We start from the raw sequence: 14,251 nt of genomic DNA on the forward strand, positions 1-14,251 counted from the left end.
ACAACTGCGGTTTTGACGCTTCCGGAATTGCGGGAGTAATCGGGGCTCCTCATCTTTAGTTCACCAAAGGAAGCGCCATAAAAGGAAATCGTTTTCATGTTAAAACCTTAACCCCGCCAAGCGAGGTTTGTCTTCTTATTTATCAAGGTAGATCCTCCTTAGTTTTAAAAGGTTTTATACAACTCTTGCGTATATTATGTATGCAACCTAGACCCAGACTTCCCGTCTCAAACTTGCCCCCAGAAGGGCCAGAGGTAGTAGTGGTAGACGTGATGCTGAGGTGTAAGTTGGACAACGAAGTAGTCCCCGCGTCCATGGCGCTCCAACGCCAACAGATGCACGAGAAGAAGGGCGAACAGCCCTGCTTTATAGTCGAGACTTCCCCACTGCAGAAAAAGAGCGAGAGGGAGGAGCCATCTGGGGTCATGTAAGGTAAGGGACTAGTTCCTTTTTTACCTTCCCCTTAACTACGCCATCATACTCGTGTACTTTACCAATGTATGACTCAAGGGAGGGATCAATGGGAAGCTCCACGACAGGAGCGTTGTACCTCTTGGCCAGATCCTCCGCGTTCTTTAGGTCGCCGAAGGGCCTAGCTACCTTGTCGTCGCCGCAGTCCATGTAAGCCATGTTTACCACGAGGAGGGGCCTCTTCTCCCTCTCGTTCAAGTACCTCATCACGTACTCCACCACCTTGACTGAGACCGCGGATGGGGTCGTCACAACCACTGGGAAGAAGTCGGTGAGCCTCTCAAGGGTGAGCACCTCGTCCCCGAGCCCTGGAGGGAGGTCGAAGACTACGTAGTTAGCGTCGCCTAGGTTGGCGTATGCAACGAGGGACTCCATGACTTCGCCAGCGTTTCCCCCGGGCAATACTACGTATTTGTCCTTGACTATGCCCCCCAGACTGACAACCCCCAGCTCTCCAAGCTTAAAGGGCTCTATTCCGTTCTTGGTCACTTCGTGCAACTTGTCCTCTAGGCCAAAGAGCTTTGTGGTTGCCATTGTGTGGACGTCTAAGTCCACTAGAACTGCCCCCCTCAAGGAAAGGGCAAGGAGGGCTGACACCAGGCTCTTCCCTACGCCCCCCTTTGCGCTCATAACTGCTATTGCCTTCTTCCCCCTGAGCTTTTCCTTAGCCAACTGTCTGAGCGGTTCCACTTTCCTCTACCTCTATACCGTCTATAGTTATGTCTTGGGTCTCAGCTACTATGTCGTGGGATCCACACCTAGGGCACTTGAGGAAGGAGGGAGCCAACGCAGGCATCAAGTGAAGGGGGTACTCCTCGCCGAACTCTCCCTTCAAGGACTCCAGCTGGTCACTCACGTCCTTAAGCGAGAAGGTCAAACCGCAGTTCCTGCATTTGAATATAGGGTCCTTAAATACGACCTCTAGCTCGGCCTTATCTAGAGGAGAGTCCCCCTTCATTGTGTCGAAGGCCTCCTTCAATATTTCCACGTCGAGGAAGGAGAAGGAGGGTATGCCCACCTTGACCTTCTTTACTTGAGTCACGTGGTTTTCGCTCGCCCAGTTTACCACTGTCCTTATTACGGCGTCGGCGACAGACCACTCGTGCATACTAACTAATTGAACGGAAAGTAAAAAACTTTTTAGGGTAGATCTATTAAGACATGTCTAGTTAATGATGACACGTGTCTACAAAAGTCTAAATAGCCAAACTAGTAAAGTTTTCAAAATTTAAGAATATTAGAGTCGAAAGCTTACATCTTCTTATGAAGGTAAAAGTAGGGGACAAGGCTCCAGACTTCACAGCCCTTAACGAGAACGGCGAGAGCGTCACTCTCTCGAGCTTTAGGGGTAAGTGGGTCGTACTTTACTTTTACCCCAAAGACGACACGCCTGGGTGTAGGGCTGAGGCGCTCAGTTTCAAGGAGAACTGGGAAGAGCTGATAAAGGCAGGGGTAGTTGTGCTCGGAGTGAGCGGGGACTCTCCTGAGTCCCACAAGAGGTTTAAGGAGAAGTACGGCCTGCCCTTCACCCTGCTGAGCGACGAGGGAGACAAGATAAGGGAGATGTACGGTGCCAAGGGACTACTCATACCGGGGAGGGTCACGTTCCTCATAGACCCGGAAGGTGTGGTGAGGTTAGCGTACTCCTCCCAACTGAACCCCACATCCCACGTGAAGGAAGTCTTAAGGGCACTACAACAGCTTAAGACGATCACGTAAAAGCCAACTTTTTTGTAGGCCTACTTCAGTGGAGTTTATAACCCGGATATTAGTTTAACTAAAAATTTCTCGAAAGGGAAAGAAAAAATTTAGATTGGGTAGGGATATACGTTGGGATCGCTGAAGAACAGGATCATGTTGGAGGGCACCTCTATCACGTCAACTCCTGGCTTGCCCAACGCCTCCCATATCGGGTTCCCTTGGTTCGCGGTTACCACTGCGGAGTCGTAGGTGTGCAGTGCAGCTTGTAAGTTAGTGTATGTGTTCAAGCATAGCCCTGTTGGGTCAGACACGTTGGAAGGCACGTAGGTGGTACACTGTCCAGTCACTGGATTGGGGAATATGTTGGGGTTGAAGACTAGGACTACAACTATGTACCACGGTATGGATGTGTCGGTGGTGAAGGTCACTAAGTGCTCGTGGGCCGGAGTTGGGAGAACTCCTTCTGGCAGTCCGAAAACGCCGTTCTTTATGCCCAAGTACTGCTCGACCGTAGTGAATGCTGGGGAGTATATTAACGCCATGTGGTCTGGGCACGCGGTTTCAGTTAGGGCAGCTCCACACTGCGTCAAGATGGTGTAGTTGTTGCCGTTGTAGTGAAAGACCGGGAACCCTTGTGGGGTAGCTCCCAGCTGGGTTACGCCAAATATTGAGAGCCCGGCAAAGGCTGGCACTAGCACGTAAACTGGGGCGGCGTTAGGAGGCATTGCGGAGGAGTTTAGCATTTCCCCGACCTCGCATCCCATCACATCGCTCTCCACTGTGGCGTTAGGGTAGAAGGAAGGTGCTACAGGTGGGCAGGAGAACTGGGAGGTGTACATGAAGGTTATCACTTTTCCATCGTAGAAAGCTCCAGAGGAGTTCACTGTAACGGGCACTGTCTGGGTCACGGTGGAAGTGACAGTGGAAGTGACGGGAACTGTAGACGTGGACACCGACGTGCTTGTCACCGTAGTGGTAACAGTCTGGGTAGTGGAGGGCTTGGTGGCGTAGAGAGCGAAGCCTATAGCTGCTATTATAACTAATAATATTGCTACTCCTGCAAATACTACGTTTGATACTGCAACTACTCTCTTATCCCTTTTTCCCTTGGTTTTGGACTTTTTATTTGAACTCATTGAAAGTAAAAGGGTCTAGGCAATACTTTAAGAGTTAGTCTAAAACTTTCAAACTACTCCAAATATATCTCAACTCACATCATTGCCCTATGAGGTCTCTGAGAAACGTCGGTTTCGCCCTCTTGGCATTCATTGGGATATTGGTGGCCTTTGGCGTGTACGAGAGCTACTTCACTGCCAGCTCTGCTATAGGACAACCCGTAAGTGAAGGTATTTACTCGCAGCTTTACAGCCTCGCCAACTCCAACTTCAGCTACTCCTTTGTACCCTCCTCGGTTTACGTCCAGACAGCTAAGGTCTACAACGACACTGCCTTCACCACCTACGAAGGCAAAGTCCTCGTCCTTTACGTTGGGGCGGAGTGGTGCCCTTACTGTGCAGCTGACAGGTGGGCAATCCTGGTAGCCCTCATGAGGTTCGGCAACTTTACGGGACTAGAGTACATGATGTCCTCATCCAGCGACGTCTACCCAGACTCCCCAACTTTCACCTTCACCAACTCGAGTTACTCCAGCCCCTTTGTGTACTTCCTCCCCTACGAGTATGAGAACAGACAGGGACAGTCCCTCGACACTCCCCCAGCACAAGTGGAGCAGTTGTGGAAAGAGCTGGGAAACGAGAGCATACCATTCGTCTACGTGGGAGGCTACTACTACCAGGTCGGGACGATTGTGAACCCTGGGCTTATAAGCGGGCAGTCTTGGGACTACGTGTTACAACAGCTTCAGGGGAACACTCAGTTGGCCAAGGAGGTCTACTCTGAGGCAAACATACTGACTGCAGAGATATGTAAGGCCGACAACAACCAGCCCTCCCACGTGTGTTACAACCCCGCGATAGAAGAAATAGAGAAGATGCTGTCCTCCCAAGTCAACTACTACGTTGTAGCAGAGGATAAGGGATAAATGGGCTAGGTTGATGTAGGCATGAGGGTCCCGGTAAACGTGAAGGTAAGGTGGTTTGTCCCGGCGCTAACTGCGTCCTCCCTTTTGGCGCTCCTCTTGGGGAACTTCTACTATTTGCTGGTTTTGGGCGTAGCGTGGGAGGTAGTCAATGGACTAGCGTTCAACAAACTCTACAAGACTAGGAACTTGAAGGTACAGGAGTTGTCCGACGTCTTCGCGTGGGAGATCTCCGGGTTGCTCGCGTTCGCGGGGCTCTTCCTTTCGTACTTTGTGGGTAGGTTGCCTTCCATAGCTCTGGTCTTGATGTCCCTTTTAACGCTGTACGTCAGGGAGGTAAAGGGCAAGTACATCTCGCCCAAGGTTGCCTTCACCCTCCTCTTCCTGGCCTTCACGTCAACGTGGTTCCTCTCGGCAGACCTCAACTTGGTTGGTGGCGCGGTATCGCCAAACGACGTAGTGCAGGAGGCCTCGGCGTTGGGGACAGTCAACTTACCAGCAGTCTCTTACGTATATAACTCCTTCTCGGTCTTCGTGGGGATACTGGGCACGCCGTGGTTTTCCATCCCATTTGGCGCCTTCTTCCTACCTTTAACGCTATACAGGATGGTGAAAGCGAGAAACTTGGAGAACAGGGTGAGGCTGTCGCTGATGATTTTTGCCTACTGGGTCTACAGCACCTACATTCCCTCCTTTTCGCCTTTAGTGGACAAGGTACAGTACATACCTTACATGTGGTTCAACGGTCTGGGTACGTACGGACCCGTCTCACCTTCATACCTTCTCACGGGAATAGTTGGGACTTACGTGGTAACTGCAGTCCTGTCATTTGCCTTCGGCTCAAGGCAGATATGCTCAGTCACCTGCACTGCTCCCTACATGCTCCAGGGTTCTTTTACCTATTCCCTTAAGGACTTCAACAGGACCTCGAGGCTTGGGAGGAAGATGCTGGGTTCGAAGCTGACGTGGTGGCAGAAGGCTAGCTCGGCTACGCTAATGGGCTCTCTCCTAGCGTTGGCTGTTGTGTCTTACTTAGACCAAGAGGGGGTCCTAAACGTGACGTTCCTGGGAGTCGACCCCGTAGTGTATTTGTGCCTACTGTACTTCAACTTCCTTTGGTACGTCCAGTTCCTGCTTGCCCCCTTTCTGGGGAACTACGCCTGCGTCAACATGGGCGTGTGCCAATGGGGTGTCGTAAACCAGTTCTTCTCTTACCTGGGCCCCTTTAAGCTTAAGGTAAGGGACCCCATGGCGTGCGTCAACTGCAGGACAGTAGACTGTGCAAAGGCGTGTCCAGTAGGGATAACTGACATGAGGGGGGGTTTCATAAAGAAGGGGGAAATGAAGTCATTCAAGTGCATTGGAGCTGGGGACTGCATAGAGGCCTGCCCAGAGGACAACATATTTATCTACGACGTAAGGAGGGCGATAAGGGAGAGATTGTCGCGCAAAGGCGGTTAAGGAAAGCCTTGGTCGACTCGTGGGAATTGGAATATAGACTACATATCTCTGTATAGCTTCCAGAAAATATGCAGAGAACTGTTATTAAATAACGAGAGAAGTACTCCATATGAAGTTCCCGCTTTTGGCCTTGCCCCTAGTGGTCCTTGAGGGCCTCTTACTAGGGAAGCTGAACTACGCCCTCCTAGCCCTCTTGCCCCTGGCCCTCCTCTTGAGGAAGTACAGGGAAGAAACCTCAGTGGCGCTCGTCCTCTTCCCGATGTTCCTCAAGCACTCCGCCATTGACGTGGCCCTCTGCTTGGATTTCGTTCTGTTGACGTTGTCATAAAGCGTTTTCTGCTCCAACTCTGACTAGAGCACATGAGGGTATTCATCACAGGTAGGCCAGGGGTGGGAAAGACTACCACCTTAAAGTATGTGGTTGAGGAGGTAAAGAAGAGGGGCGTGATGGTAGCCGGGTTCCTCTGCCCAGAGGCCAGGGAGAAGGGGGAGAGAATGGGGTTCAAGATAGTCGACTTGTCCACGGGAAAGGAGGGGTGGTTGGCCAAGGTGGGCCCAGGGGAGCCTAGGGTTGGGAAGTACGCGGTGCAAAAGGAGGCAGGTGAGGTGGCAAGGCTAGTCCTCTCCTCCCTCCCAACAGCCCAGCTCGTTGCAATTGACGAGATAGGGCCCATGGAGCTCTCCATACCTGCAGTGAAAGAAGTAATAGACGCGGTCTTGAAAGGTGAAAAGCCCCTAGTCGCAGTAGTCCACAGGACGATAAAACTGGAGGGAAAGCTCTACGTCCTTGACGTAAACAACAGGGAACAAGTGAGGAAGGAGGTACTCAAGGATGTGCTTAAAGCCTTGGGCTTACAGGGTTAAACACTTGACTCTTTAACCCTCAGTCCCGTGGTGTAGGCATTTGCCAGGAGCAGTATTGTCATCCTAGACTTCAAAAACCTCAAGTTTGAAAGTACTATCTTTACTATCTTAGGAGAGGGAGGAGAGCTTTATCTTCTGTCCGCGTCACAGCTCACGGTGTAGTTTGTGGATACGTAACCTAACCCTCAAGGTTCTGCTTTCTCCCACAAAATTAAATTGATGTAGTTAACTGCCTTTAACTTGAGCGCACAGCCCTACGTCTCGCTTGTACACCACGTATCGCTTGTCAACTAGGGAGAACACCTTCACCTCGAGTTCCACTCCCCTCCTCAACGCCTCGTAGAAGGTCTTGGCGAACTTCCTGTCGATCTCGGCGTTTGGGAGGAAGCAGTCAACGTCGTCTCTCATGACCAGAACCATCACTTTTGCCTTAAAGCCCTTCTCCTTCAACCTTATGAGCTCCGCTAGGTGTCTCCTCCCTCTCTCTGTAGGAGCGTCAGGGAAGAGGGCAACTCTATTTTTGGCCAGGGTACAGCCCTTGACCTCTATGAACGCGTCGTCTAGCTGGAAGTCCAGCCTACTGTCTCCCACTTTTACTTCCCTCTTTGCCCCTGGGAGGAACTTCTCGGCTATCTCGCTGTGAACGCTCGAGTCAGTGATCACCCAAGCGCCGTCCCAAGCTGCCGTGAGTTGGCAGTCCGTCTTCCTCTTCCCTCCGTTCACCTCCCTAACTAGAACCCTGTTCCCTGGGTAGATTAGCTCCTTTAGCCTCCCTGGGTCGTGGAGGTGGCATGCCCTACCGGAGACGGTCAGAACTAGGAACCTGTTAACCCTCTCCTTTATCACTTCCTCGTGAAGTTCTGGAAACTCGTATACCACAAACACGAGATAATTGTTGAGACTTGGAAAATGTGTCTTACTCCTCTTCTAATAGCTACCTTAACGGATTTAATTACCACAGCCACTGGATTGTACCCTACACACACCTCCCCCTTAACGGATTTAATTAGTACATAATAACTCCAGCCAACTCAACTGCGATAGGTCATGTAGAGGACACTTCCGCACAGCAGGTCTACCTTCACCTCTCCTTCAGACTTCCTCACCCTTGGGGACCAGTCCCCCATGTACCGTGAGCCTTGTAGGCCAATTGAACAGCGTAAGCGTCCTTTATTGACGTGTTCCTTCCCTTCTCAGTTACGTCAAAGCCAAAGAGGTAAACGTAGTCTAACTTGTCGTCATTTACGTTACAACTTATCCCCTCAGCTTCCCTGGCGACTGAAGAGACGTTGTGCTTCCTAGACGTTAGGAGCAGCTACACCTAGTTTTCGTTCACCTCCTTCTCGAGTGAAAGGACTTTCCCTCCTAAAGACACCTCCACGACAGCCCTAACAGTGACTCCCTCAACCTCAACTACCCAGTTTTCCTTGAGGGTAGCCTTAGCGCTCTTAGGCGTACTTTTCGTCTCTTCTGCGAAGGCCTCCGTCGCTACCTTTACCGCCTCCTCTTTGGACACCCCAACCGCGTTACACGCGACTTGCGTACCGCTGGGGTCCACCTTACATGAGTAGAGGCTTTCCGCGTTTATAAATACGGTGTATCCTTCTACTTTAACCACCTCCCCTTTCACTTTCGCTAAGGCTAACTTCACAGCCTTAGATTGCGTAACGCTCACAGACCTCTGCAACAAGGTTCCCACGTCGTCGTACTTCAGCCTCCTGACCCACTCCCCGCCCTGCGAGGGTTCCGCTAGGGTCTAAGGCGTTACTCCCCTTTAAGGGAGATACTCCGTGATGTGAAGAGAAAAGAAAAAGGCTTCTTCAAAGCGTTGACAATCTTCTTTACTCCTAGTTTCATAATGTTTAACGCACTGTTGACGTTGCTGTGAAGTTTACGACCAAAAGGACAGCTATCGACACCCCTTGGGATTTCTGCCAACCTTAACGTTATGGTAAGCGCAGAGCCGCGAGGTATTGTACTCAACGACTAGAAACGTCTTTATGCCGTGCTCGTAAAACTTGTTCACTATAGCGCCAACTTGCGAAAAGACCAAATTTGAAGTGAGCTTGTTACCCTTATCCTGAGCGATAAGATATGGATATCCCAAGTAAACTGTGGAGACGCCAAGAGACCACAAGGACTTAGCCAAGTGAGATGCTAAAGTTCTGTAGTAGTGAAGAAGCCTACGGTAAAGCTTTGCAAATACTCTTTCCCTTTCCCTCAGCACTTCTTCTCTAGCTTCTTGTTCTTGAACCTTCTCAGCCTCGCTCTTCAACTTGTCTAGTTCGGCGATCTTTTTCTGAAAAGTAGAAGTTCGCTCTTAACTGCTGAACCGCGGTAAAATAGAACAGTACCGTCCTCAACAACGACAGTAGCCAACGCGTTTATACCAAGGTCAATTGACGCAATCTTGTCGCCTTTAGGTCTCTCGATCTGAATCTTATCCCTCTCACCGTGAATGATAAGAGAGTCCTTCATTGGCTTACCACTTTTCTTAGAAGTAGTCCTACCGACGTCGACTGGAATACAAGCGTAAAACTTGTTATCTTCAATGTGAATCTCCAGTCTACCTTGTGCATCAAACCACCTTAACCTACCTTCAAAGGGCATCTTCATTTCCCAATCCTTCAGAGAGATGACGCGTTTTTCTTCGTCAACTTCGTAGCGATCTTGTCTAATGACTAGGATTAATTTCCTCTTACCGCCTTCCAATAGCCTGGTGGCGAGACGTGGTTAATGAACAACGGTATGTCTTTCCTTTGCTTTAGTAACGAGAAGAATGATGACCAAGCTTCGTTGTTCTTCTGAAAACAGCTTGAGCGTTGGCGGCGCCCAACACCCCTTTGTACTTCTCGTAATACTTCCTCCATGTTTCCTTGAGGTCCACTTTCTTTCCTTGGAAGAATTGTTGTCTCCTCTCGTAGTTAGTCTCGTTCCACAGCTTTGCAGTTGCGTCTGCCAACTTCCTCAATTTCCTCTGTTGACCCACTTGGGAAGAGCCTTACGACGATTGTTCTGACGCTTCCCTCTGGTATTGCGGGGGTAATCGGCCCCCGCCCCTCATCTTTAGTTCGCCAAAGGAAGCGTCATAAAAGGAAATTGTTTTTGTTATTTAAAACCTTACTCCGCCAAGCGAGGTTTGTCTTCTTTTTTATCACTATAAAATGACCAAAAGGACAATTAACGACTTTCCTTACAGCAGAACTCCTTTTAGAACGATATGAAAAGGTTACGCAATTAAATACTTCCATAAAGGAATGACCTCAACCTTTTCGCCGTTCTTCAGCTCCTCTACTCCCTCCATATCCCACGTAATTAACCTTAGCTTGTAACCCTTGTATTTCTCAGAAAACCTCTCTAGCCCTTTTAATTCCCTTTCCTCTAAGCCGTTTACGTCGTAACTAACTTGTATTGCCTCTTTCACCTCTCCGTTGACCACGAAATCTACCTCACTTTGACCGTTAGAGTAATAAAATATTTCGTAATTTAATTTTTGATAATACTTCCTCCTCAGCAGTTCAACAAGCACTAAGTTCTCCATTACCCTGCCTATCTCCATTTTACCCGTTAAATTTACGTTAAATCCAGGATCTATTACGTAGACCTTCCTAGGCGATACGTACTTCTCAACCAACTTTCCAGTGAATCTTCTCACCAACAAAAGGAGGTATGAGTTTGTCAAGCAGTTCAAGTAGTTCTCTACACTTTGATGAGAAATATTGAACATCCTTCCCAATCTTCTTGTCGTTACCTCTTTACTGGCGTTTTCCACAAGGAAGGTTGCTAAGGAGTTGATCTCGCTTCTCCTTATTTTACACCTTTGTATAACGTCTCTTGTCACGATATCTTTAAACAAGGTAAGTAAGTACTCCTTGGGAGAAACTACCTTATAAGCCTCTGGAAAACCGCTTAATTTAACGTATTCCTCTAACTTTTCCTTAACCTTTGCTATTCCCCTAGTGCTTTCCTCCACTGAAACGTTATAGTACTTGAGGAATTCCTTGAACGAGAACTGCAAAAGCAAGTAATCCAAATGCCTGCCAGTTAGGTAAGTCCCCATTTCTTTGCTCATGAGCCTTGCGTTGCTTCCAGTAACTATAGTGGGGTATATTTCCCTCATTCTACTCACGAAGAGTTCCCATCCCTCAACGTTTTGAATTTCGTCAAGTATTAATAGGTCTATCTTACCTCCTTTTATCTCGTATCCTGCCTCCAGGATTTTATTAAGTTCGTTAACTTTTATTCCGTAAAGCCTTTCATCATCAAAGTCCACCCTCAAGAATTTCCTACCTTTTGCCATTTGAACTGCGTAAATAGATTTTCCAGCCCTCCTAGGCCCTGTAATTAAGTAAGCGTGTGGTAGATCTGCGACGTAGTTGACTTCCCTATTTATTATTCTCTCTTTTGACAACTTCTCCTCAAGTACCGATTCTTGATCAAGTAATACCTGCTTAATTTTCCAGGTTTCCACAAATAGTGGTTATGGAGAGGGTTTAAAAACTGTCAATCAGAAATTGACAGTGAAACGTGTAACTGTAAATTAAGAACTGACAATACCCTAAGATCCGCGTACGTGGAAAGAAATTTGCTAAATAATTGTGATAAATACTATATGTTACTAAGTTTTTCTTATATGACTGTATTTTTATCTAAGAGATCTTCTGACCTCCTCCCCGCCCTAAAGGGCGAGGCTTTCATTATTTTGTGAAGGCTAATCTCCAAGGTAAAATTCATATTTTAGAATATGATATTTTAGAATATGATATTTGTGGATAGGGAAAGAGAGCTAGAGGCAATCAAAAAGAGATTGGAGTCAGACTCACTAGAGCTCATAGTAATCTACGGTAGGAGAAGGATAGGAAAGACTTCATTAGCTTTAAGGGCAGTTGAAGGATATCCCTTTGTTTACTATCTGGCAGTTGAAGGGAAAAACAATTTGTCAAAGTTTAAGCAAACTGCTGAAATACATTTTCCTGAAGTTAAATACGTTAAGGAGGACTGGGAATCTCTTTTCTATTTCCTTAAGGATAAGGTAATAGTAATAGACGAGTTCCCCTACTTGATCAAGGAGGATAGCTCAATACCGTCGGTTCTTCAGAAGATAATAGACGAGGTGTTGAAGGGAAGTAAAACAAAGGTAATTCTCCTAGGCTCTTCAATATCAATGATGAGCGATTTGCTTTCTTACAAGAGCCCCTTGTACGGAAGGAGGACCTCTAGTATAAATTTGAAGGAGTTAAGATTTAAGGATTTGAGAAAGTTCGGCTTTGACGTAGTTGAGGGAATAAGGATTTACGGCTTTGCTGGAGGCGTTCCCTACTACCTTAGCAAGGTTAAAACTCCTTTCTTGAGCTGGATAAACGAGGAGTTGAAGAGGGTTGATTCCTTTGTAAAAGACGAGATGGACTTTTTGTTGAGGTACGAATTCACCGAGATATCTACGTACAAGGAGATTTTGTTGGCTATAGCTCAAGGTAAAAACACGTTGGGAGAAATAAGGGACTTTGTGAGGGTTGGAGGAGATATTTCATCTTACATGAGGAAGTTAGAGAGAATAGGGTTGATAAGGAGGGAAGTTCCAGTTTTAGGAAACTCTAAGAGAGGAAGGTATACAATAGCTGACAACTTCGCTAAGTTTTGGTTTAAGTTCGTTTACCCCAACCTTAGCGAGATAGAGGAAGGGAAATTCGAATTGGGGGAGAAGGAGTATAACCAATACCTAGGAAGTGTATTTGAGGAAGTCGCCAAGGAGTACGTAAAAGAGAAATACAGGGTTAGTAACGTAGGTAGGCATTGGTTTAAGGACGTGGAAATAGACATCCTGGATAAGGGGTTAAGGGTTGCTGGTGAATGCAAATGGAGCGATAACGTAGATGGAATAAGAGTGTTGCATGAACTTGAGGATAAGCTGAAAAGACTCAAGTTAGATGTGAATAAAATTATAATATTTGCTAAGAGTTTTCAAAGAACAGAAAATTTTGAAAGAGTAGAATACATTGACTTAGACAAGTTAAGGAAGTGGTATGAGGAAAGCTGAGTGCCAAGGTTAGGCTTTCTGAATTTAAGTAAGAGAGAACGCCCAAAATTAAAGTTTACAAATATATTACGGGCCTACAGTTTCTTAAGTTCCTATGCTAGAAGTGATTAGCTTTGTTTGATGTAGAATTTCCAAGGCCTTTTTCTTGTTTCTCCGAAATTCCGAGTGTGGACAAGAATTTTGTTATTTTGATTTAAATTGAATTTTCCTTATCATAGAAAACATTTTTAGGGTAAGTTATTAATTGTGAGAACGTGAACAGGTTTGACTTCCTCACCCTCACTCAAATAATCTCTACCCTTATATAGTAAAAGTCTAAAAAAGTTTTTATAATAGTGTGAAACTTACGTTCCTTCCTTAGATACGAGCTCCTTGGCCATTCTTAAAAGTTCATTAGGTCCTATACTTAAATCGCCTAACTCTTCTGGCTTTTCCTTCAAGCTAACTAATCCTACCTTTTCAGCTACCTTGCTCATTTTCTTTATCGCCTCTTTAGCCTCGCTTCTCGTTATTTCCCCCATCTTAACTTCAAAAGCCCATATGGGTTTGCGTTTCTTCATTATTATTACGTCTATGTCTTCTTTAGGAGAATAATACTGTAATCCTCCAAAATATTTAGCGAGTAAACTACCAACACTGAACTGAACTTCTCTTCCTATTGGGAGTTCAGAGATCGTAATATCCCTCTCACTTATTGCGTATTTTGATTCTGCGTAAAAAGATAAAGATAGCGGAGGTGATTTAATCTTATAGTAATTTCCTTTTGATAAAGTAGGAATTTTCTCAACCAAACCCATCTTAGCCAATTTGTTAATCATTGAGGAAATAGTAGGTTCTCCACCTTTTGGTTGTATTATTCCAGATATTTCTGAAGGCTTCCAAATACCTTCACCTAAAAGCAATAATGTCTTGTAATATATCTCAGTTAACTCCCTTTCTTCTTCTTTGAAGACCTCTCCTATTAGTCCTTTAGAAATTAAGGAAAATTCTTTGATCCTATCAACAAATTCTTTGTAGCTATCTATAAAAGGAATTATCCAAGGGTCCCTAAAAATTACGGAAAGTATAGGATCACGCAATTGAACAAGTACTTCTTCATAAGGAATTATATCTATCTCCATAGGTGTAAATAATCCTAAAAGAGGGCTATTTCTGTCAAATACTCGATTAACTATACCATAGCTAGAACCTATAGCGACTAAAATGCCATGAGGAGACCATCCACCTATCATACTCCAGTAAACTTGAGGCAATCTCTGGAACTCATCAATCACTACTATACCTTCTTTATATAATGTTTGCTTCACTTCTTTCATTGCGTCCTCTATGCTAATTATTTTATCATCTAAAATTGCATTATTAGAGTCTGCTATCAGAACGTAATAGTCTGAGCGTAAATTATTTTTAACTAAAGTGGACTTCCCAGTTTTTCTCCTACCATATATTAGAGTCCAATTCTTTATTTTCCTTATTTTCTCCTCATCTTTTCTCCTTAGATATAGTCTCATAAGACTAGTCTTATGGGACTAGTAAGCGAAAAACTACTAAAAATTTTTCGCATGATTCTTGAGCGTGGACAAGAATTTTGTTATTTTGATTTAAATTGAATTTTCTTATGAAAAGCTTTTTAGGGTGAGAACGCGAAGGGGTTTGACTTCCTCACCCAAATAACCTTTATT

General features: G+C 46.1%; 18 protein-coding genes. 7 read left to right on the forward strand and 11 right to left on the reverse strand.

The annotated features are described in order from the left end of the window. Nucleotides 1-200: 200 nt before the first annotated feature. Entirely contained in the window at nt 201-431 is a 231-nt protein-coding gene (locus MPF33_10985; GenBank protein MCI2415744.1) for a hypothetical protein, read from the forward strand. On the opposite strand, the gene MPF33_10990 is transcribed toward MPF33_10985, so the two are convergent. Together MPF33_10990 and MPF33_10995 are read right to left on the reverse strand one after the other, a co-directional pair. After that, on the reverse strand, nt 424-1,161 hold the full coding sequence (locus MPF33_10990; GenBank protein ID MCI2415745.1) for a P-loop NTPase: 738 nt from the start codon (nt 1,159-1,161) through the stop codon (nt 424-426). The two genes, MPF33_10985 and MPF33_10990, sit on opposite strands and share 8 nt — an antisense overlap. After that, on the reverse strand, nt 1,136-1,579 hold the full coding sequence (locus MPF33_10995) for a hydrogenase/urease maturation nickel metallochaperone HypA (protein MCI2415746.1): 444 nt from the start codon (nt 1,577-1,579) through the stop codon (nt 1,136-1,138). The genes MPF33_10990 and MPF33_10995 overlap by 26 nt, the downstream gene beginning before the upstream one ends. Nucleotides 1,580-1,734: 155 nt before the next feature. On the opposite strand from MPF33_10995, the gene MPF33_11000 reads away from it, so the two are divergent. Further along, nucleotides 1,735-2,190, forward strand: a complete 456-nt coding sequence (locus MPF33_11000; GenBank protein MCI2415747.1) for a peroxiredoxin — start codon at nt 1,735-1,737, stop codon at nt 2,188-2,190. A gap of 89 nt (nt 2,191-2,279) precedes the next feature. Here the strand turns inward: MPF33_11000 and MPF33_11005 are convergent, their stop codons facing one another. Then, complete coding sequence (locus MPF33_11005) at nt 2,280-3,308, reverse strand: hypothetical protein (GenBank protein MCI2415748.1); 1,029 nt, start codon at nt 3,306-3,308, stop codon at nt 2,280-2,282. An 89-nt stretch (nt 3,309-3,397) separates the two neighbouring features. Between MPF33_11005 and MPF33_11010 the strand changes: the two genes are divergently transcribed. The 4 genes from MPF33_11010 to MPF33_11025 all read left to right on the forward strand — a co-directional run bounded on the left by MPF33_11010 (nt 3,398) and on the right by MPF33_11025 (nt 6,535). Next, on the forward strand, nt 3,398-4,213 hold the full coding sequence (locus MPF33_11010) for a DUF929 domain-containing protein (GenBank protein MCI2415749.1): 816 nt from the start codon (nt 3,398-3,400) through the stop codon (nt 4,211-4,213). Between the two features lie 21 nt (nt 4,214-4,234). Further along, nucleotides 4,235-5,671: a 4Fe-4S binding protein gene (locus MPF33_11015; protein ID MCI2415750.1), complete on the forward strand. Its 1,437-nt coding sequence runs from the start codon at nt 4,235-4,237 to the stop codon at nt 5,669-5,671. A gap of 109 nt (nt 5,672-5,780) precedes the next feature. Further along, the gene (locus MPF33_11020; GenBank protein MCI2415751.1) at nt 5,781-5,999 is read left to right on the forward strand and encodes a hypothetical protein; all 219 of its coding nucleotides are present in this window, start codon (nt 5,781-5,783) and stop codon (nt 5,997-5,999) included. Between the two features lie 32 nt (nt 6,000-6,031). Continuing rightward, nucleotides 6,032-6,535, forward strand: coding sequence for an NTPase (locus MPF33_11025; protein MCI2415752.1), 504 nt, complete (start codon nt 6,032-6,034; stop codon nt 6,533-6,535). Nucleotides 6,536-6,760: 225 nt separating this feature from the next. Here MPF33_11025 and sfsA read toward each other — a convergent pair whose 3' ends face one another. From sfsA to MPF33_11060, 7 genes are all read right to left on the reverse strand, one after another. Next, nucleotides 6,761-7,420, reverse strand: a complete 660-nt coding sequence (gene sfsA, locus MPF33_11030; protein ID MCI2415753.1) for a DNA/RNA nuclease SfsA — start codon at nt 7,418-7,420, stop codon at nt 6,761-6,763. A 436-nt stretch (nt 7,421-7,856) separates the two neighbouring features. Then, nucleotides 7,857-8,210, reverse strand: a complete 354-nt coding sequence (locus MPF33_11035) for a hypothetical protein (GenBank protein MCI2415754.1) — start codon at nt 8,208-8,210, stop codon at nt 7,857-7,859. A gap of 89 nt (nt 8,211-8,299) precedes the next feature. Next, nucleotides 8,300-8,473, reverse strand: a complete 174-nt coding sequence (locus MPF33_11040; GenBank protein MCI2415755.1) for a hypothetical protein — start codon at nt 8,471-8,473, stop codon at nt 8,300-8,302. Next, nucleotides 8,445-8,810, reverse strand: coding sequence for a transposase (locus MPF33_11045; GenBank protein ID MCI2415756.1), 366 nt, complete (start codon nt 8,808-8,810; stop codon nt 8,445-8,447). The genes MPF33_11040 and MPF33_11045 overlap by 29 nt, the downstream gene beginning before the upstream one ends. Before the next feature lie 5 nt (nt 8,811-8,815). Beyond that, the gene (locus MPF33_11050; protein ID MCI2415757.1) at nt 8,816-9,247 is read right to left on the reverse strand and encodes a transposase; all 432 of its coding nucleotides are present in this window, start codon (nt 9,245-9,247) and stop codon (nt 8,816-8,818) included. Between the two features lie 52 nt (nt 9,248-9,299). After that, nucleotides 9,300-9,524, reverse strand: coding sequence for a hypothetical protein (locus MPF33_11055; protein ID MCI2415758.1), 225 nt, complete (start codon nt 9,522-9,524; stop codon nt 9,300-9,302). A gap of 240 nt (nt 9,525-9,764) precedes the next feature. Then, nucleotides 9,765-11,006, reverse strand: coding sequence for an ATP-binding protein (locus MPF33_11060; protein ID MCI2415759.1), 1,242 nt, complete (start codon nt 11,004-11,006; stop codon nt 9,765-9,767). Nucleotides 11,007-11,294: 288 nt separating this feature from the next. On the opposite strand from MPF33_11060, the gene MPF33_11065 reads away from it, so the two are divergent. Next, entirely contained in the window at nt 11,295-12,572 is a 1,278-nt protein-coding gene (locus tag MPF33_11065; protein ID MCI2415760.1) for an ATP-binding protein, read from the forward strand. Nucleotides 12,573-12,916: 344 nt separating this feature from the next. Here the strand turns inward: MPF33_11065 and MPF33_11070 are convergent, their stop codons facing one another. Beyond that, nucleotides 12,917-14,080 carry an ATP-binding protein gene (locus tag MPF33_11070; protein ID MCI2415761.1) on the reverse strand — a complete coding sequence of 388 codons (1,164 nt, stop codon included), beginning with the start codon at nt 14,078-14,080 and terminating at the stop codon, nt 12,917-12,919. Nucleotides 14,081-14,251: the final 171 nt, after the last annotated feature.

Source organism: Candidatus Aramenus sp. CH1 (assembly GCA_022678445.1).
Taxonomy (GTDB): Archaea; Thermoproteota; Thermoprotei_A; order Sulfolobales; family Sulfolobaceae; genus Aramenus.